This window comes from Pseudotenacibaculum sp. MALMAid0570 (assembly GCF_040151415.1).
Lineage (GTDB): Bacteria > Bacteroidota > Bacteroidia > Flavobacteriales > Flavobacteriaceae > Polaribacter.
Map to the genome: position 1 here is coordinate 177,263 of NZ_JBDKWF010000049.1, position 18,248 is coordinate 195,510.

20 protein-coding genes are annotated in these 18,248 nt (G+C 32.2%); 13 read left to right on the top strand and 7 right to left on the bottom strand.

Annotated elements, in window-relative coordinates; translation table 11 throughout:
• Position 1 precedes the first annotated feature (1 nt).
• Complete coding sequence (locus tag AAON49_RS11110) at positions 2–472, bottom strand: hypothetical protein (RefSeq protein ID WP_349554625.1); 471 nt, start codon at positions 470–472, stop codon at positions 2–4.
• A gap of 3 nt (positions 473–475) precedes the next feature.
• Positions 476–1,906: a sodium:solute symporter gene (locus tag AAON49_RS11115; protein WP_349554626.1), complete on the bottom strand. Its 1,431-nt coding sequence runs from the start codon at positions 1,904–1,906 to the stop codon at positions 476–478.
• A 92-nt stretch (positions 1,907–1,998) separates the two neighbouring features.
• On the opposite strand from AAON49_RS11115, the gene recR reads away from it, so the two are divergent.
• Positions 1,999–2,616: a recombination mediator RecR gene (recR, locus tag AAON49_RS11120; RefSeq protein WP_349554627.1), complete on the top strand. Its 618-nt coding sequence runs from the start codon at positions 1,999–2,001 to the stop codon at positions 2,614–2,616.
• A gap of 7 nt (positions 2,617–2,623) precedes the next feature.
• Here recR and AAON49_RS11125 read toward each other — a convergent pair whose 3' ends face one another.
• Genes AAON49_RS11125 through AAON49_RS11145 form a run of 5 tightly spaced genes read right to left on the bottom strand, consistent with a single transcriptional unit; the run spans position 2,624 to position 6,927 of the window.
• Positions 2,624–3,880, bottom strand: coding sequence for an MBL fold metallo-hydrolase (locus tag AAON49_RS11125; RefSeq protein ID WP_349554629.1), 1,257 nt, complete (start codon positions 3,878–3,880; stop codon positions 2,624–2,626).
• Positions 3,870–4,454: a CopD family protein gene (locus tag AAON49_RS11130; RefSeq protein ID WP_349554630.1), complete on the bottom strand. Its 585-nt coding sequence runs from the start codon at positions 4,452–4,454 to the stop codon at positions 3,870–3,872. Before AAON49_RS11130 ends, AAON49_RS11125 begins: the two co-directional genes overlap by 11 nt.
• A gap of 26 nt (positions 4,455–4,480) precedes the next feature.
• Positions 4,481–5,497, bottom strand: coding sequence for a ferrochelatase (hemH, locus tag AAON49_RS11135; protein ID WP_349554631.1), 1,017 nt, complete (start codon positions 5,495–5,497; stop codon positions 4,481–4,483).
• 18 nt (positions 5,498–5,515) lie between these two features.
• Positions 5,516–6,022, bottom strand: a complete 507-nt coding sequence (locus AAON49_RS11140) for a TrmH family RNA methyltransferase (RefSeq protein ID WP_349554632.1) — start codon at positions 6,020–6,022, stop codon at positions 5,516–5,518.
• Between the two features lie 20 nt (positions 6,023–6,042).
• Complete coding sequence (locus AAON49_RS11145; RefSeq protein ID WP_349554633.1) at positions 6,043–6,927, bottom strand: helix-turn-helix transcriptional regulator; 885 nt, start codon at positions 6,925–6,927, stop codon at positions 6,043–6,045.
• Positions 6,928–7,129: 202 nt separating this feature from the next.
• On the opposite strand from AAON49_RS11145, the gene hemA reads away from it, so the two are divergent.
• From hemA to AAON49_RS11205, 12 genes are all read left to right on the top strand, one after another.
• Complete coding sequence (gene hemA, locus AAON49_RS11150; RefSeq protein WP_349554634.1) at positions 7,130–8,371, top strand: glutamyl-tRNA reductase; 1,242 nt, start codon at positions 7,130–7,132, stop codon at positions 8,369–8,371.
• A gap of 9 nt (positions 8,372–8,380) precedes the next feature.
• Positions 8,381–9,964 (top strand): hydroxymethylbilane synthase, encoded by a 1,584-nt coding sequence (gene hemC / locus AAON49_RS11155; protein ID WP_349554635.1) that lies wholly within the window; start codon positions 8,381–8,383, stop codon positions 9,962–9,964.
• On the top strand, positions 9,954–10,922 hold the full coding sequence (gene hemB / locus AAON49_RS11160; protein WP_349554637.1) for a porphobilinogen synthase: 969 nt from the start codon (positions 9,954–9,956) through the stop codon (positions 10,920–10,922). The genes hemC and hemB overlap by 11 nt, the downstream gene beginning before the upstream one ends.
• A 40-nt stretch (positions 10,923–10,962) precedes the next feature.
• A complete protein-coding gene (locus tag AAON49_RS11165; protein WP_349554639.1) occupies positions 10,963–11,262 on the top strand; it encodes a hypothetical protein in 300 nt (99 codons plus the stop codon).
• 1 nt (position 11,263) lies between these two features.
• Positions 11,264–12,553, top strand: coding sequence for a glutamate-1-semialdehyde 2,1-aminomutase (hemL, locus tag AAON49_RS11170; protein ID WP_349554640.1), 1,290 nt, complete (start codon positions 11,264–11,266; stop codon positions 12,551–12,553).
• 3 nt (positions 12,554–12,556) lie between these two features.
• On the top strand, positions 12,557–13,582 hold the full coding sequence (hemE, locus tag AAON49_RS11175; protein WP_349554642.1) for a uroporphyrinogen decarboxylase: 1,026 nt from the start codon (positions 12,557–12,559) through the stop codon (positions 13,580–13,582).
• Positions 13,583–14,068, top strand: a complete 486-nt coding sequence (locus AAON49_RS11180) for a DUF6973 domain-containing protein (RefSeq protein ID WP_349554644.1) — start codon at positions 13,583–13,585, stop codon at positions 14,066–14,068.
• Positions 14,069–14,650, top strand: coding sequence for a GNAT family N-acetyltransferase (locus AAON49_RS11185; RefSeq protein WP_349554645.1), 582 nt, complete (start codon positions 14,069–14,071; stop codon positions 14,648–14,650).
• Between the two features lie 66 nt (positions 14,651–14,716).
• Positions 14,717–15,067 carry a 5-carboxymethyl-2-hydroxymuconate Delta-isomerase gene (locus tag AAON49_RS11190; RefSeq protein WP_349554647.1) on the top strand — a complete coding sequence of 117 codons (351 nt, stop codon included), beginning with the start codon at positions 14,717–14,719 and terminating at the stop codon, positions 15,065–15,067.
• Entirely contained in the window at positions 15,068–15,811 is a 744-nt protein-coding gene (locus tag AAON49_RS11195) for an EI24 domain-containing protein (RefSeq protein ID WP_349554648.1), read from the top strand.
• Positions 15,808–16,713 carry an oxygen-dependent coproporphyrinogen oxidase gene (gene hemF, locus AAON49_RS11200; protein ID WP_349554649.1) on the top strand — a complete coding sequence of 302 codons (906 nt, stop codon included), beginning with the start codon at positions 15,808–15,810 and terminating at the stop codon, positions 16,711–16,713. The genes AAON49_RS11195 and hemF overlap by 4 nt, the downstream gene beginning before the upstream one ends.
• A 181-nt stretch (positions 16,714–16,894) precedes the next feature.
• Positions 16,895–18,211, top strand: a complete 1,317-nt coding sequence (locus AAON49_RS11205) for a dihydrolipoamide acetyltransferase family protein (RefSeq protein WP_349554650.1) — start codon at positions 16,895–16,897, stop codon at positions 18,209–18,211.
• The last annotated feature ends 37 nt before the right edge of the window (positions 18,212–18,248 follow it).

The window sequence follows — 18,248 nt, forward strand, 5'->3', positions numbered from 1 at the left end:
TTTAAATATTTCTGTATATCATTAATACTCCAATAAGAATAATTAGTATTGTAAAAACCCAAAATTTATATTTATTTAAATCACTTTCAAGCTCTTCTATTTCTTCATCAGCAATTTTAAATTTATCATAAATAAAATATATACCTATACTAGTAATTAAGCTGCCTAATATTATGGGGTATTCCTTTTCAAAAACCTCCATACCTTCAATAAAATCTTTTAGAATTGAGTTGTAAATATTTAGTCCTTTTAATACTTGACTCACTCCAATTATACCCACTATGTATAAAAGAGTTCTTAGATTAAGAAAAAAGTATAGGATGGGAACTCTGTTTTTAATATAAAAAACCCTATTTCTTAGGAGATAAATAGAGAAACTTGCGATAAGAATTAAAACAATTCCCGATTCTAATGGATAATCCTCAAAGAGGAAGCCAAATTCTTCTACTAAAAACTTTAATAATTTTCCCACAACCTATTTTTTAAAAAGAGTTAACCCAATAAACGTATAAAATCCATTTAAAACCAATACAAAAAAGCCAAAGTCAAAACCAAAGAATTCAATAGTTAAGTAATTTGTTATGAATGTAAGGACAGGAGCTATAATACATATAAAAGGAACAATTTTATCTTTTACTTTTGTTTTTGTAAACAATCCAAAAGCATAAAGCCCTAATAGTGGGCCATAAGTATATCCCGCTGCTTTAAAGATATTAGCAATCACACTGTCATTTGCAATAATGTATTTGAAGATTAGAATGGTTAGAATCAGAATGAATGAAAATAGAACATGAATCTTTTTTCTAATTTTTTCTTGTTCTTCTTTACTGTTTCTTTTCTCTACTTCTAAAATATCAATACTAAAGGAAGTAGTTAATGAAGTTAATGCTGAATCGGCACTTGAGTAAGCGGCGGCTATCAATCCTAACAAAAAGAAGATAGCGGTTGCTAACCCTAAAGTTCCTTTGGTTGCTATAATTGGAAACAATTGGTCTTTGTGAGCATCAATTCCATTTCGTTGTGCGTAATCTGTTAGCAATACTCCAAGTGCTAAAAAGAAAAAATTAACAATCACTAATACGATTGTAAACCAAAACATGTTCTTTTGAGCATCTTTTAGGTTTCTACAAGTCAGGTTTTTCTGCATCATATCTTGGTCTAAACCAGTCATGACAATAGCAATAAAAGCTCCGGAGAAAAACTGTTTCCAGAAATAACTTCCAGCTTTGTAATCTTCAAAGAAAAAAGTTTTAGAAAGCTCACTGTCGCCAACATAACTAAAGATGTTAGAGATATTCATTTCATCAGAGATTGTATAAATGCAAACCCCTACAGCAATTAACATAAATAGTGTTTGAAGAGTGTCGGTCCAAACGATGGTTTTAATTCCTCCTCTAAATGTGTATAGCCAAATTAATAAAATGGTGATGGTAACTGTAACCCAAAAAGGAACTCCAAATTCATCAAACAAGAGCAACTGCAATACGTTGGCTACTAGAAACAATCTAAAAGCAGCTCCTATAGTTCTTGATAAAAGAAAAAAAGAAGCTCCAGTTTTATAAGAATATCGCCCAAAACGATCTTCTAAATACGTGTAAATGGAAGTGAGGTTAAGTTTGTAGTACAAAGGGAGTAAAACCAATCCTATAACAGCGTAACCAACAACATAACCTAAGACCATTTGCATATAACTCATACTATCAGCTTCTACCCAACCTGGTACAGAAATAAAAGTAACTCCTGAAAGAGATGCTCCTATCATTCCAAAAGCAACTAGATACCAAGGAGAAGAGTTGTTAGCCTTAAAAAAAGTTGCATTATCAGCTTTTTTACCTGTGATGTAAGAAATGAAAATCAACACACCAAAGTATGCAGCAATCAATAATAAAATATGAAGTGGTTGCATTATGTTTACACAAATTAATAAGCACTAATATAGAGTTTATTTGTGGATTAGTTTATTCGTAATTCATAATTCAAAATTGTACATTTGCCTTGATGGATTTTTCTTCAAAACTTTTAGAAAATGCTGTAAACGAAGTGTCTCGTTTGCCAGGAATTGGAAAAAGAACAGCATTGCGTTTGGTACTACATTTATTAAAACAACCTATTGAGAATACTGGGTATTTAGCAGAGGCTTTGCAGCAGCTGAGAAATGAGGTGAAGTCATGTCAAAAATGTCATAATATTTCAGATACGGTGTTGTGTGATATCTGTAATAATCCTAATAGAAATCCTGAAATAGTATGCGTGGTAGAGGATATCAGAGACGTAATGGCTATTGAAAATACAGCACAATACAAAGGTCTTTACCATGTTTTAGGAGGAAAGATTTCTCCTATTGAAGGAATAGGTCCGCAGGATTTAGAAATAGAAAGTCTCGTTGAAAAAGTAAAAAGAGGAGAAATCAAAGAATTGATTTTCGCCTTGAGTTCAACAATGGAAGGAGATACTACAAATTTCTATATCTACAAACAAATTGAAGAACTTGAAGTTGTAACATCTACCATTGCTCGCGGAATTTCAGTAGGAGACGAGTTAGAATACGCTGATGAAGTTACCTTAGGAAGAAGTATTTTGAATAGAATTCCGTTTGAACAGTCTTTAAAGAGTTAAATAAGAATTAGAAAAATTTATAAAAAAGCTCCCATTTTTTTCTGTAAAAAAAGTGACTCGTTCTAATAACCTGTTTGAATGATTTCAAAAGAAGATATTCAGTAGATATCATATTTTGAAAAAAGAAGTATTTAGATGTAGGTTGGTCCATTTTTAAATCTTTATACATTCCAGATACTTGAAGCGTATTAGCTCCCCAACCCCATTTAAACATATACCAACAAACCTGAGAACACATTTCATATTTGGCTTTTGATTTCTGGGTTAAAGAAATTTTATTGTTTTTAGGATCTATGAGAATTGTTTTATCTAAATCATGAATAAAGATAGAAAAGGGCTTCACAAACTTTCTAAAAAGAGGATTTATCTTTTTGTGAAAAGTAGCTAGATTACTTTGTGCTGTATTTAAGATATCTTGAAGAGAAATGGTTTCAGGAGTTTTGTCAATTTCAATATTTTGAAAATCAGCCATAAATAGATTAACAGCTTCAGAAGATTTGAAAATAGGATTTTGTACTTCAATTTCGTCTCCAGGATACATGAAATTAACACCATTAAGATTTAGGTCGGCAATTTTTTTAGGAGTGTTTACCCAATCATTCATTCTGCTATTTTCCTTACTGCAAAAATAAACAAAGCTTGCAAAGGGAATAGTTGAGGTTGGTTTGAAAATTTCAATCTGTTTTCTAATGTCTTCAATTTTTTGACCACATTCATCATATTCGTCTTTATCATTTCCAACCCAATTTGCAAATGAAAATTGTGTGAATAAAATGTCAATTTTTCCAATTTTCCTTTTAATATAATTGTATTGCTTATTATTGAAAACACAATCATTGAGGTTTAAACATGTTTGATTGTTGTGTCTGATTGCAAGGAATGCATCCATAGAACCAGCAGATCCACAATAGAAATCGATATCATCTATTGTAGACCATTTGTATATTGATAATTCAATTACTTCTTTGAATCCAAGTTTTAAAAAAGCATTCTTTAAACGTAGAGAAGCGTGTTTTTGGTATAAGATTTTTATTCTACTTTTATCTTCTGTTGGAATACTTTTAAGAGTAGGAAAATTAAAGTGATCTGGATGTTCATGCGAAATATAAATGTAATCTATAGAGCTCCAATCAATTCTATAAGCAGGAGATAGTAAGGCCCAGCCATCATTAAAGACTTTTCCCTTTACCCATGGATCGCAAATAATATTTTTACCATTTACTTTTGTAATAAAAGATGCATGTGATACAAATTTAATCTTCATCGTTCTCCTCAGAATTTTCATTTGCTTTATTGTCCCAATCTTTTTTCTCTCTAATCTTTTTGTACAATTTAATTGAAAGCATTAAAAGAATACCAAATAAAAGAATTCCTATAACTCCCCAAATCCAGCTAATAGCATTTTTAAGCACTACTGTAAAAACAATAGCAAAAAGCAGTAAAGTGGCTACCTCATTCCACATACGAAGTTTAAATGAAGAGTATTTAACTTCATCATTTTGTAACTGGTTAAAAATCTTATGACATGCAGCATGATAAAAGTATAGCGCAAATACGAAGGAAAGTTTTACATGCATCCACACTTCGGTTAAATAACCAGGTTGAAGTATCAACATCCATAAGGCAGATAAACTTGCTAAAATAGCGGAAGGCCAAGTAATAATATACCAAAGGCGTTTGCTCATTAGTTTATATTGATTTTGTAAAATGCTTTTAGCAGGTTCATTTTTTTGTTCTGCTTCAGTATGATAGATAAATAATCTAACCATGTAAAATAACCCAGCAAACCAGGTGATTACAAAAATGATATGTAAAGACTTAGCGTATAAAAGTTCCATAATATTTAGTTGTCAATGTTCATTGATTATTGCTTTTCCCAATTGTTAATCCAATTCACCATTACATCTACCCAATCATCATTATCGTTCATGCAAGGTATGTATTTAAAATTTTCCCCTCCAGATTCTGTAAATTGCTCTTTTCCCTCCATTGCTATTTCCTCTAATGTTTCTAAACAATCTGATACAAATGAAGGGTCTATTACTGCAAGTTTCTTTTTGCCTTCTTTAGGTAAGCGTTCAAATTCGAAATCTGTGTAAGGTTTTAACCAAGGGTCTTTTAATAAACGTGATTGAAATGAATTACTATAAGTACCTTCTTTAAGATCTAGCTCTTTAACAATCTCTTTTGTTGTTTCAAAACACTGATGTCTATAACAAGTCTTATGAGCTTCAGAAGGGGTGTCACAACAGCTTCCGTCTATTTTACAATGACTTTGAGTTGTGTCTGATTTTAAAATGTGGCGTTCTGGAATTCCATGATAAGAAAATAAAACATGATCATAATCGTAATCATCTAAATGCTTTTTGATATTAGAACTCATAGCTTTGATATAGTTTTTCTCATTGTAAAAGACAGGGAATACATCCATTTTTGTTTCTGGATGATTTTTGGCTAAAACACTTTCTGCTTTAGCTACTACAGTTTCGTATGAAGACATTGCGTAATGTGGATACAATGGAACTAATAATATCTCATCTACACCTTGATCGGTTAACTCTTTCATTCCTTTTTCAATACTCATAGAGCCATAACGCATGCCAAGCGCAACAGGAATGTTTACTTTATCAGCTACTTTTTTTGTAAAACGTTCAGAAATAACAACTAAAGGAGAGCCTTGTTCCCACCATATCTTTTTGTAAGCTGCGGCAGATTTTTTAGGTCTAACATTTAAAATAATTCCTTTGATTAATAAAAAACGTTTCCAATAGGGAATGTCAATAACTCGCTCATCCATTAAGAATTCGTCTAAATATTTACGAACATCTTTTGTCTTTGTGCTATCAGGCGACCCTAAATTAATTAGTAAAATTCCTTTCATTTGTTGATGAATTTATTCTCAGTTTCTTTTTAGTTGATTTGTAGCTTCGTACAATGCAATAGTCATACTGTGTACAACGTTGATAGAAGAATTTCTTCCATACATGGGAATTGCGATTGTAGCATCTATATTATCTGTGTTATGTATTCCACTTCTTTCGCTCCCTAAAAGTAAAACGATTTTTTGATGATTTTTAAATTTGAAATCCTGAATATCAATGCTTTTATCTGTAATTTCTATCCCGATAATTGTATTTCCCTCTTTTTTTAACTTTTGAACCAATTGGTTAAAGTCATTGTAAACCTCATTGTCTATTTGATTAATAGTGCTTCGTGCTGTTTTTTTTACGATTCTATTTTCAGTTTTAGGAGAACTTTCATGCAAATAGATTTTTGAAACACCAAAACTTTCAGCAACTCGAAAACACATCCCGATATTTTCAGGAGTTCGTATAGCGTCACAAACAATGGTAATTGGAAATTTTAGTTGCTTGTTCTGAATTTCGTAATGACTTAATTGCTTCATTGCTAAAATTTACACATTGATTAATTGTTCAAAGACATTACGTATTTCTTAGGAGTAGTGCCAAATTTTTTCTTGAATGCAGCAATAAAATGACTAGCAGTACTGTATCCAACTTTTAAACCAACTTCATTTACATTATGCTGATTGCTTTCTAACAACCTTCTGGCATGTTCCATTTTATAATCGAAAAGGAAGCTATAAACAGTATCTCCATAGATTTGTTTAAACCCTTCTTTTAACTTTTTTATATTAAGCCCTATTTCATTGGCAAGTTCTTGCAAACTAGGAGGTTCAGCCATATTTGTAATTATAATATCTTTTGCTTTTCTAATCTTAAGAACATTTTGTTCATCAACTAGAAAAGGACAATATTCAGCCAAGTTAGTTTCATCGTGCTGAAAATGTAAACTTAACAGCTCATATATCTTACCTTTAACATATAAATCTCGTATTGAGCTATTAACATTTGAGTTTATAATTTGTTGAAGAACAATTAAAACAGTAGGCTTAATCTCAGTATCATCGTAATATTTACGATTCTTATTCTCTTCACTTAAAAAAGGAATATAACTAGCCTCTTTAGAAAATAGTGAATGGAATTTTTCAATAGGAATAAGCAATGATATCAATGTTGATTTTGGATAAATCTCTAAGTTGATTGGGAGTTTTCTTTGCGGATTGTACAAGATAATTGATCTCTTGTCTAACACATCAAAAGTATAACTACCTCCATTAAACAAAAATTTAGAGTTCCCCTTAATGCAGAAATGTAATTGGATAAAAGTACTGTCAATATCACGTTCAAATTTTTGAACATTTTCACTTATATTTTGAAACTCAAGAAGATGGAACCCATTCTCTAGGTTTATTTCTTTAAAAGTACTTTCAGCGACATTTTTTGACATAGATCAAGTTTTATAAAAAAACACTTTTATTTAGAATCATTCTACATAAGAAAGTCTAAATCTATTGATTTTACTACAAATGTAAGACATTGAACAAGTTTTTAAAATAAAAAGCATCTAAAAAACATAGAACGATATAAAAAGTACTTTTAGCGACATTTTTTTAGAACGTAACTTTTTATTTTTGACCAGTCTTAAGAATATGACATTGTTAGAAAACCAAAAAACAAACCTATACAACATTGGAGTTAGCTACAAAAAAGCTGATGCCCATACTCGTGGTAGATATAGTTTATCTAAAGAAAATCAAGTTAGATTGTTAAAAGATGCTAAATCTCAAGGTTTTCATGTTTTTGTGATTTCTACATGTAATAGAACTGAAATTACAGGTTTTGCAGAGCATCCGTATCAATTAATTAAACTTCTTTGTGATTATTCCGATGGAAATGTAGAAGAGTTTGCTAGAATCTCAAATGTATTCAAAGGTAAAGAAGCGGTTAATCAACTTTTCCGTATCGGAACAGGATTAGAAAGTCAAATTCTTGGAGACTATGAAATAGTTGGTCAATTAAGAGTCGCTTTTAAACTAGCCAAAGAATTACAAACTGTAAATGCTTATTTAGAAAGGCTGGTTAACCTAGTTTTTCAAGCTAGTAAAAAAGTTAAAAACCAAACAAAAATTAGCTCGGGAACTACTTCTGTTTCCTACGCTGCTGTTCAATACATGATTAAGAATGTTCCAGATTATAATCAAAAAAACATTTTGGTTTTTGGTTTGGGCAAGATGGGAAAACATACTTGTAAGAACTTAGCAGAATATACACAAAACACTTCTGTTTGTTTAATCAATAGAACAGAACAGAAAGCTATTGCTTTTGTAAAAGAACATCCTTCAATTAGACAAGCTAGAATAGAAAACTTATCTAATGAAATTGCCGATGCTGATGTTCTTATTGTCTCAACTGGAGCAGATAAACCTACAGTAACTTCAGAACATGTTGCCAAAGACAAAGAGTTATTAATCCTAGATTTGTCGATGCCAGAAAATGTAGATGAAGAAGTAGCTAATTTTGATGCTGTAAAATTGATTAATGTTGACGAACTTTCTAAGATTACTGATGAAACATTAGCCTTAAGAAAAAAAGAAGTACCTTTTGCAGAATCAATTATTGAAACTCATAAGGAAGAATTTTACGAATGGTTAAATCATAGGAAATTAGTACCGGCTATTAATGCGCTAAAAGAATCACTAGAGGCCATTCAAAAAGACGAGATTAGTTTTCATAGAAAAAAGATCAAAAACTTCGATGAAGATCAAGCAGAAATGCTAACGAATAGATTCATACAAAAAATTACAACTCAGTTTGTAAAACACCTGAAAGAAGAAGAAACATCAGTAAACGATAGTATTCAAGTGATGTCAAAAGTTTTCGGGAAAGCCTAACCAAACTCTATGCAGAAAATTATTAGAATAGGTACACGCGATAGTCAATTAGCACTATGGCAAGCCAAAAAAGTTCAACGTATGTTGAATGAGCTTGAATATGAAACTGAGATCGTTCCTGTAAAATCTACAGGAGATATCATTCTCAATAAGCCTATTTATGAATTAGGAATTACAGGCGTATTTACACGTAATTTAGATATTGCTTTACTCAATAATGATATTGACATTGCAGTACATTCAATGAAAGACGTTCCTACTATTTTACCAGAAGGAATTATTCAAGCTGCTGTTTTAAAAAGAGCAAATTACAATGATATTCTTGTTCTAAAAGACAACGAAGAGTTTTTCGCGCAAAAAGAAGCAATTATAGCTACAGGAAGTTTAAGAAGAAAAGCAATGTGGTTAGATCGCTATCCTACGCATACTGTGGTTGATTTAAGAGGAAATGTAAATACTCGTCTTCAAAAGCTTGAAGATAATGATTGGAATGGTGCCATTTTCGCAGCAGCAGGGTTAGAAAGAATAGGAAAACGACCTAAAGGAGCTATAAACCTTTCATGGATGACACCAGCTCCAGCACAAGGAGCTATTATGATTGCAGCTTTAGAGGAAGATGAATATGTGAAAGATGCTTGTGAACAATTAAATCATTATGAAACCGAAGTTTGTACTAAAATAGAACGTGAGTTCTTAAATCGTTTAGAAGGTGGATGTACTGCGCCTATTGGAGCTTTAGCATATATTGATGAACGAACTGAAGAAATTAATTTTAAGGGAGTTTTATTATCAAGAGACGGGAAAAAGAAAATTCAAGTCACAAAAACAGCTCCTGTAAAACGTCATCGTTATCTAGCAAAAGATTGTGCAGATTATATTATCAATAGAGGAGGTAAAGAGTTAATGTTAGAAGATGAGGGGATTGAAAAACGCATTTCTGTATACTCTACCAAATCATTGTCAGAAAGTCAAACTAAGCTTTTTCATGATGATATTGCTTCTGAAAGTTCAGATTTTATCAAAATAAGATTCAATAGAATTGCGCCTAAAGTGATGAAAAAAGAGCTTGAAAATGTTATCATTACTAGTAAAAATGGAGTAGAGGCTATCTTGAATAATTTCACAAAAGAAGAGCTAAATTTTAAAAATATTTATTGCGTAGGACGAAGAACTAAAAAGCTTATCACTCAAAAAATTGGAGAAGTAAAACACTCTGAAAAAAATGCACAAAAACTCGCAGAATATTTATCTGAAAATATCAAAGGTCAAGAGGTGACTTATTTCTGTAGTGATTTAAGATTAGACACCCTTCCTAAAGTATTGTCTGAAAACGAAATAAGGGTACATGAAGTAGAAGCCTACAAAACAATGTATAGCCCAGCTGATGTTAATGAAAAAGTGAACGGGGTGTTATTTTATAGCCCATCTACTGTAGAAAGTTATGTGCAAAAAAATCCAAAAGATAAAATAGCTTTTTGCATTGGAGAATCAACAGCAAAAGAAGCAAAAAAACACTTTAGTCAAGTAGAAGTTGCTAAAGTTCCTACTGTGGAAAGTGTGATAGAATTAGTAAATCTTCATTATGTACAATAGAACTAGAAGACTTAGAGCCTCAGAAGGAATTAGACGATTGGTACAAGAAACCAAATTGTCTGTAGATGATTTTATCTACCCTTTATTTATTGAAGAAGGAGAAAATATCGAATCTGAAATTCCTTCTATGCCAGGAATCAAAAGATATTCTTTAGATACAATTTCTAAAGAGCTGGATGAGGTTGTTGAATTGAAAATTCCTGCAGTTTTATTATTTGGAATTCCATCTGAAAAAGATGATGAAGGAACAGAAACTTGGAATGACAATGGAATCATGCAACAAGCGATACGTTTTATCAAAAAAAACTATCCAAATTTATATGTAATCACAGATGTATGCTTTTGTGAGTACACTTCTCACGGGCATTGCGGAATCATTCATAACCATGACGTAGATAATGATGCTACCTTGATAAATATTGCCAAGCAAGTTGTTTCTCATGCAAAAGCAGGAGTAGATATGGTGGCTCCTTCAGGAATGATGGATGGTACAATCCAAGTAATTCGTGAAGCACTAGACAATACTGGGTTTGTAAATCTACCAATTATGGGTTATTCTGTAAAATACGCTTCAGCATTTTATGGTCCTTTTAGAGATGCAGCAGATTCTACACCAACATTTGGAGATAGAAGAACATATCAAATGGATCCTGCTAATAGAGATGAAGGATTACGTGAAGCAACGTTTGATGATCAAGAAGGTGCAGATATTTTAATGGTTAAACCAGCATTATCTTATTTAGATATTATTCGCGATTTGAAAAATAATTTCGATAGACCTATTGCTTGCTATAATGTTAGTGGAGAATATGCGATGGTAAAAGCCGCCGCCGAAAAAGGTTGGATTGACGGAGATAAAGTGATGATGGAAAGTTTATTGTCTATGAAAAGAGCTGGAGCTGATATCATTATTACCTATTTTGCTAAGGAAGCAGCAAGAATTTTAAAAGACAATTAAAATGGGGTTATACGCAGTTTGTAAATCGTGTAAAGAAACTATGAAAATTAAGTCTGATGTTTCTACTAGACCTGAGCTTCAAATGGAAAAAGGAGATGAATTTACAATAAACTGTCAGAAATGTGGAAAGATTGCAAAAATCCATGTTAATGATGTAAAAGCTGAAATTAATAAAGTAATTATCATTATTGGATTAGTATTAGGGATTGTAACTACAGTGTTTTTATGGAATTATTTTGGAGCCATAGGAACAGTAAGCGCTATCATACCAATTCTATTCTGGCAACAACAAATGAGATCTGTAAGATCTTTTAATTCATATACAATTAGAAGAAAATAATATGGAGTTTAAAAAATCTCAAAAATTATACAAAAAAGGATTAGAGAACTTAGTAGGAGCTGTAAATTCTCCTGTAAGAGCATTTGCATCTGTAGGAGGAAATCCTTTATTTATTAAAAGAGGAAGAGGTTCTCAAATTACTGATGTTGATGGGAACAAGTATGTGGATTTAGTATTGTCTTATGGACCTATGATCCTAGGTCATCGTCACAATAAAGTTCAAAAAGCTGTCAATAAAGCTTTGAAAAATGGCTATTCATTTGGAGCCTCAACAGAAAATGAGATCAAGCTCGCAAAAATTGTTTGTGATGCATTTCCAGGAATGGATAAAGTCCGATTTGTGAACTCTGGAACTGAAGCGGTATTGAGTGGAATTCGTTTAGCTCGTGCTTTTACGGGAAAAGACAAGATTATTAAGTTTTCTGGTTGTTATCACGGACATCAAGATGCATTACTAGTTGCTGCAGGATCTGGTTTAGCAACCTTAAGCCTACCAGGAAGCAAAGGAGTGCCAGAAGGAGCCGTTAAAAATACATTAATAGCTAACTATAATGATTTAGATAGTGTAAAGAAACACTTTGAAGAGCATGATGATATTGCAGGTGTAATTATTGAACCAGTTGGAGGAAATATGGGAGTTGTAATCCCGCAAGACAACTTTTTACAAGAATTAAAAGAGTTTTTACATTCCAAAGAAGCCTTATTAATTGCAGATGAAGTAATGACAGGATTCCGTTCTAAATTTGGTGGAGCTCAAGAAGTATTAGGAGTAGAAGCTGATATCACTTGTTTAGGAAAAGTAATTGGTGGAGGTTTTCCAGTAGGAGCTTACGGAGCTAGAAATGAGATTATGGAAATGGTAGCGCCATTAGGAGGAATGTATCAAGCAGGAACACTAAGTGGTAATCCAATTGCAATGGCAGGAGGAATTTCTACCTTAAGAGAGTTGAAAAAACAAAATCCTTACGATCAATTTGAAGAAGTAGGAAAACAAATAGAGGATATATTACTCAAAGCAGCTGAGAAATATGGAATAGAAATTACAGTCAATAGATTTGGCTCTATGTTGAATCCTTTTTTTACATCAACTAAAGTGACAAACTTTGAAGATGCGCAAACATCTAATACCAAAAAATTTGCTGTCTTTTTCTGGGAAATGATTAAAAATGGAGTCTTTTTACCACCTTCACAATTTGAAGCTTGGTTTTTAAGTTCAGCAATTACTAAAGAGGATATAGAAATTATTAAAAAAGCAACAGACGCAGCCATGTTAGCTGTTTCAAAAATGTAAATTATGATTAAAAACGATTTATTTTTAAGAGCCTTAAAAGGAGAAACAGTAGACAGACCACCTGTGTGGATGATGCGTCAAGCAGGTCGTTACTTGCCAGAATTTATGGAAATCCGCAAGAAGTATGATTTCTTTACACGTTGTAGAACTCCAGAATTAGCCTCTGAAATTACAGTACAGCCTATTCGCAGATATGGAATGGATGCCGCAATCTTGTTTTCAGATATATTGGTAATTCCTCAAGCGATGAATATCGAAGTAGAAATGAAGCCAAATTTCGGACCGTATTTGCCCAATCCAGTTAGAGATCAAAAAGGTGTGGATAATGTAACCATTCCTGATGTTCATGAAGAATTAGGGTACGTAATGGATGCGATTAAGGCCACAAAAGAAAAATTAAACGACGAGGTTCCATTAATTGGTTTTGCTGGATCACCTTGGACTATTTTATGCTATGTAGTACAAGGACAAGGATCTAAAAATTTTGATAAAGCAAAAGGTTTTTGTTTTACCAATCCAGTTGCAGCGCACCAGTTGTTACAAAAAATTACAGATACAACAATTGCATATTTAAAGGCAAAAGTTGCTGCAGGTGTAAATGCTGTTCAGGTTTTTGATTCTTGGGGAGGAATGCTTTCTCCAACAGACTATCAAGAGTTCTCATGGCAATATATTCAACAGATTATCGATGCATTAAAAGATGATGCTCCAGTAATTGCTTTTGGAAAAGGGTGTTGGTTTGCATTGCATGAAATGGCTAAATCAGGGGCTTCTGCTTTAGGTGTAGATTGGACATGTACTGCTAGAAATGCACGTTATCTTTCTGGAGGTCAAATTACATTACAAGGAAACTTTGACCCATCTCGATTGTTATCGCCGCCAGCTGAGATTAAAAAGATGGTACATCAAATGATTAATGAGTTTGGTAAAGACAGGTACATTGTAAATTTAGGACATGGAATCTTACCTAATATTCCTGTAGAAAATGCAAAAGCATTTATTGATGCAGTAAAAGAATACAAAGCATAAATGTCTTTTTGGAAAGTCATTAGAGGATTAAACTTTAGACAAATTAGTAGTTTGTTTAGCTGGTTTTTAAAACACCCTCTGTATATGACTTCTACAATGTTTGCAACTTTTAAAACCTATAGAATTTCTCAAAAAAAGTTTCCAAATATTCATGGAGGCCATAATAAAGCCAATGCTTTCCGTCATGCTTTATGGAATATTTTGATTGCACAAAAATGTGCTCGATTTTCAAAAGATATAAATGATGTGTTAGAATGGACAAAACAAATTACCGATTGGCATGAAGAGTTTTCTCCGAATGAAGAAATGCCCAAGGTAATGGACCTTCATAACAATCAAAAGGGAAGAGAATACTTTGTAGAATTGATGAAAAAAAAAGAAAAAGATATCATCAATTATATGATGGCTCAATTAGAACATTCGGTGAAGGTGAAAGAAATTTCAGATATTCGTCAAACAGATTATTTAGTTTACCTTGAAGATTAAATGAAAACCCAAGAAAATTCATCAAATTCTAATTCATTTCTTAGCATTGTCACAAAAGACAATCAAACAATTCAGGTTGCTAAAATTGAAGAAAAAGATTATTGGAGTGTTTGTGATTTTGTAGTAGCGAATGAAGATCGTTTGTTGCTTTTTTTTCCAAAAACTTTAGCCGCAAATCTTACTCCCGATTTAGCCAAGAGTTTTGCTGTCACAAAAAGCAAAGAATTTGATACCAAGCAAGAGTTTTTATTTACTATTAAAATCCAAAGAGAAAGAAAAGTAATAGGGTTGGTATATATCAAAGAACTAGATTGGAATATCAAGCGAGGAGAGTTTGCTTATTGTATTGATTATGAATTTGAACGAAAAGGAATTACTTCCAAAATTATCACTGCATTAACTGAACATGCTTTTTCTGTTTTAGGATTAAAAACATTGCAAATCATTGTACACAAAACAAATTTACCTAGTGTTGGAGTGGCTAAAAAATGTAACTTTAACTGGATAAAAACTTTGCCAGAAGCTTATACACCTACAAATGGTAAGCCAATGGACATGGAATTATATGAACGTTATGCATAGGTGTGTTAAAATAATAAATCACCTAAATTAAGCCATTGATAATTTACAAATTGATAATTGAATAATATGCCTCATTTTATTTTAGATTGTACAGAACCTATTTTAGAACAAAAAGAACCTAAATTAATAATGCAAGAAGTTTTAGATACAGCTTTTTCAACAGGACTTTTTGTAAAAAGTGATATCAAGGTTAGGTTAAATCCTTATCCGCTAAAACATTCATTAGTATTAGAGGGTGATGCAGATTTTATTCACGTGTTCGGAAATATTATGCAAGGAAGAACAGATGAGCAAAAAGCAGATTTATCTAAGAGAATTGTTAAGAGACTAAAAGAAATGTTTCCTGATGTTCCTATTATATCAATAAACATTCGAGATTTTGAAAAAGCATCATATTGCAAAAAAGATATGGTATAAATGATACAAGGAATTAGTAAAGGAATCAAAGCCTATTTCGGAGCTTTTCAGTTAATATCAACGTTAAAGCTCTGGAAGTATTTTGCTGTACCTATGATTATTAGCTTACTAACAGCACTTGTTATTGGTGGATTATCCTATGGTTTTTCTGATAATATTGGTAATTACATATCAAGCTTTTGGCAATGGGAATTTGGTAAAGAGACCTTTACAACTATAAGTACAGTATTTGGAGGATTACTCATCATTATCTTAGGTTTTATTATTTTCAAGCATATTGTTTTAGCTTTATCAGCTCCTTTTATGGGGCCTATTTCTAAAAAGATTGAAGAGCACTTGTTAGGTCATGAAGTAAAAGCAACAAATTCTACATCTGTGCAATTGCTTTTTAGAGGAATCAGAATAAGTATTAGAAATTTATTTAGAGAATTGATTTTAACCATCCCTATTTTATTATTAGGATTAATTCCAATCATTGGCCTTTTCTCTACAGTTCTCTTGTTTTTAATGCAGGCTTACTTTGCAGGATTTGGAAATATGGATTATACACTAGAAAGACATTTCAATTATAAAAACAGTGTTGCTTTTGTAAAGAAAAATAGAGGTTTAGCAACAGGAAACGGAATAGTTTTTATGTTATTTTTATTGTTTCCTATTCTAGGAGTAATTTTAGTGTTGCCGCTTTCTGTAACTGCAGCTACCGAAATAACCGTTAAAAGAATTCAACAAGAAAATAATTCATGAAAGATCAGTTTTATCAATATATATTAGAATTACAAGATACAATCACTTCAACATTAGAAAAGATTGATAGAAAAGCAACATTTCAACAAGACATTTGGAAACGTTCTGAAGGTGGAGGAGGAAGAACTCGTGTGATTGAAAATGGAAATGTTTTCGAAAAAGGAGGTGTAAATATTTCGGCTGTTCATGGAGAATTACCAGAACCACTAAGAAAACAATTTGGAGTAGAAGAAGGCGATTTCTTTGCTTGCGGATTAAGCTTGGTCTTACATCCTAAGAATCCTATGATTCCTACTGTTCATGCAAATTGGCGTTATTTTGAAATGTATGATTCAGAAGGAAATATCGTCACTCAATGGTTTGGTGGAGGTCAGGATTTAACTCCTTACTATTTGTTTGAAGAAGATGCTATTCACTTTCATACTGTCTGTAAAAATGCTTGCGACAAACACAATTCTGAATTTTATCCGAAATTTAAAGAAACATGTGATAAGTACTTTTGGAACTCACATAGAAATGAAGCACGTGGTGTAGGAGGTTTATTTTTCGATTATTTAAAGGAAACAGATAATTTTACTATGCAAGATCGTTACAATTTTGTAACAGAAGTAGGTAATAGTTTTTTAGAAAGTTATGTGCCTATTGTTGAGAAAAGAAGAGGTTTAGACTATACCCAAGAGCATAAAGATTGGCAAGAAGTAAGAAGAGGTCGTTATGTAGAATTTAACTTGGTTCACGATCGAGGTACATTGTTCGGATTAAAAACCAATGGTAGAATAGAAAGTATTTTAATGAGTTTGCCACCAACAGTTCAGTGGAAATACAATCATCATCCTCAAAAAGGAAGCAAAGAAGAAAAGCTTATCGAAGTTTTAAAATCTCCAAAAGACTGGATTTCCTAGATTATGAAATTCTTAACAAAAACCTTTAAAATCGACTTATTTTCACATAAAAATCAGATTAACAGCTAGTTTTTATGAATTATTCAAAAAACGAATCTTTTCAAAAGAATTATTCAATAATAAAATTTAAGGAATAATCACTCATTTTTCGTATTTTCGCAGTCTCAAAACAAAATCTACAATGGCAAAATTCGAAGTTAAGCTACCTAAAATGGGAGAAAGTGTTGCAGAAGCAACGATTACAACTTGGTTAAAAGAAGTTGGAGATACTATTGAAATGGATGAAGCAATTGTTGAAATTGCTACAGACAAAGTAGACTCAGAAGTACCCAGTGAAGTAGAAGGAACTTTAGTTGAAATTTTGTTTGATAAAGATGCTGTTGTAGAAGTAGGGCAAACCATTGCTATTATTGACACAGATGGTGGAGAAGTAGTAGCTAATGCACCAGCACCTAAAGTAGAGGAAGCTCCAAAAGAAGTTGCTGAAGTTGAGAAGACTGTTGAAGTTGCTAAAGAAGCTATTGCACAACCTATTGCCAAAACATCTGATTCTGGAAAATTCTTTTCACCGTTAGTTAGAAATATTGCTCAAACAGAAGGTGTTTCTATGCAAGAACTAGAAAGTATTGCTGGAACTGGAAAAGATGGAAGAGTAACTAAGAACGATATCCTTTCTTATGTTGAAAGTAGAAGTTCTGCTCCAAAGCCTGCTCTTGCTCAAACTACATCAACTCCTGTTAAGAAAGAAGTTAAAGAAGCAGTAAAAGCTGCCCCAGTTTCTGTAAATGGAGAGGATGAAATTATCGAAATGAGTCGTATGGGTAAATTGGTTGCTAAGCACATGGTAGATTCTGTACAGACTTCTGCTCATGTTCAATCTTTTATTGAAATCGATGTAACCAATATAGTAAAGTGGAGAAATAAAGTAAAAGATGCTTTCTTTAAAAGAGAAGGAGAAAAGCTAACGTTTACGCCAATTTTAATGCAAGCGGTAGCAACAACTATAAAGAAATTCCCTTTAATTAATATCTCTGTTCAAGGAGACTCTATTATCAAGAAAAAGAACATCAATTTAGGAATGGCAGCAGCATTACCAGATGGAAACTTAATTGTTCCTGTAATTAAAAATGCTGATCAATTGAATTTAGTCGGAATGACTAAGCAAGTTAATGACCTTGCCAATAGAGCGAGAGCAAATCAATTAAAGCCAGATGAAATTCAAGGAGGTACTTATACAGTAACAAACGTAGGAAGTTTTGGTTCTGTGATGGGAACTCCTATTATAAACCAACCTCAAGTAGCAATTTTGGCATTAGGAGCTATAAGAAAAGTACCCGCAGTAATTGAAACTTCAGAAGGAGATTTTATTGGAATACGTCAAAAAATGTTTGTATCTCATTCTTATGACCATAGAGTAGTTAATGGAGCTTTAGGAGGAATGTTTATTAAAACTTTAAAAGAAACTTTAGAAGCTTGGGATGTAAATCAAGATTTCTAAGATAAAATTATAAAAGTCAAGAAGCCGCTATCTCGAA

Bases quoted from the DNA above. Each gene is read 5' to 3' on its own strand.
- AAON49_RS11115 (WP_349554626.1), bottom strand. From the start codon at position 1,906: ATGCAACCACTTCATATTTTATTATTGATTGCTGCATACTTTGGTGTG.
- recR (WP_349554627.1), top strand. From the start codon at position 1,999: ATGGATTTTTCTTCAAAACTTTTAGAAAATGCTGTAAACGAAGTGTCT.
- AAON49_RS11125 (WP_349554629.1), bottom strand. From the start codon at position 3,880: ATGAAGATTAAATTTGTATCACATGCATCTTTTATTACAAAAGTAAAT.
- AAON49_RS11130 (WP_349554630.1), bottom strand. From the start codon at position 4,454: ATGGAACTTTTATACGCTAAGTCTTTACATATCATTTTTGTAATCACC.
- hemH (WP_349554631.1), bottom strand. From the start codon at position 5,497: ATGAAAGGAATTTTACTAATTAATTTAGGGTCGCCTGATAGCACAAAG.
- AAON49_RS11140 (WP_349554632.1), bottom strand. From the start codon at position 6,022: ATGAAGCAATTAAGTCATTACGAAATTCAGAACAAGCAACTAAAATTT.
- AAON49_RS11145 (WP_349554633.1), bottom strand. From the start codon at position 6,927: ATGTCAAAAAATGTCGCTGAAAGTACTTTTAAAGAAATAAACCTAGAG.
- hemA (WP_349554634.1), top strand. From the start codon at position 7,130: ATGACATTGTTAGAAAACCAAAAAACAAACCTATACAACATTGGAGTT.
- hemC (WP_349554635.1), top strand. From the start codon at position 8,381: ATGCAGAAAATTATTAGAATAGGTACACGCGATAGTCAATTAGCACTA.
- hemB (WP_349554637.1), top strand. From the start codon at position 9,954: ATGTACAATAGAACTAGAAGACTTAGAGCCTCAGAAGGAATTAGACGA.
- AAON49_RS11165 (WP_349554639.1), top strand. From the start codon at position 10,963: ATGAAAATTAAGTCTGATGTTTCTACTAGACCTGAGCTTCAAATGGAA.
- hemL (WP_349554640.1), top strand. From the start codon at position 11,264: ATGGAGTTTAAAAAATCTCAAAAATTATACAAAAAAGGATTAGAGAAC.
- hemE (WP_349554642.1), top strand. From the start codon at position 12,557: ATGATTAAAAACGATTTATTTTTAAGAGCCTTAAAAGGAGAAACAGTA.
- AAON49_RS11180 (WP_349554644.1), top strand. From the start codon at position 13,583: ATGTCTTTTTGGAAAGTCATTAGAGGATTAAACTTTAGACAAATTAGT.
- AAON49_RS11185 (WP_349554645.1), top strand. From the start codon at position 14,069: ATGAAAACCCAAGAAAATTCATCAAATTCTAATTCATTTCTTAGCATT.
- AAON49_RS11190 (WP_349554647.1), top strand. From the start codon at position 14,717: ATGCCTCATTTTATTTTAGATTGTACAGAACCTATTTTAGAACAAAAA.
- AAON49_RS11195 (WP_349554648.1), top strand. From the start codon at position 15,068: ATGATACAAGGAATTAGTAAAGGAATCAAAGCCTATTTCGGAGCTTTT.
- hemF (WP_349554649.1), top strand. From the start codon at position 15,808: ATGAAAGATCAGTTTTATCAATATATATTAGAATTACAAGATACAATC.
- AAON49_RS11205 (WP_349554650.1), top strand. From the start codon at position 16,895: ATGGCAAAATTCGAAGTTAAGCTACCTAAAATGGGAGAAAGTGTTGCA.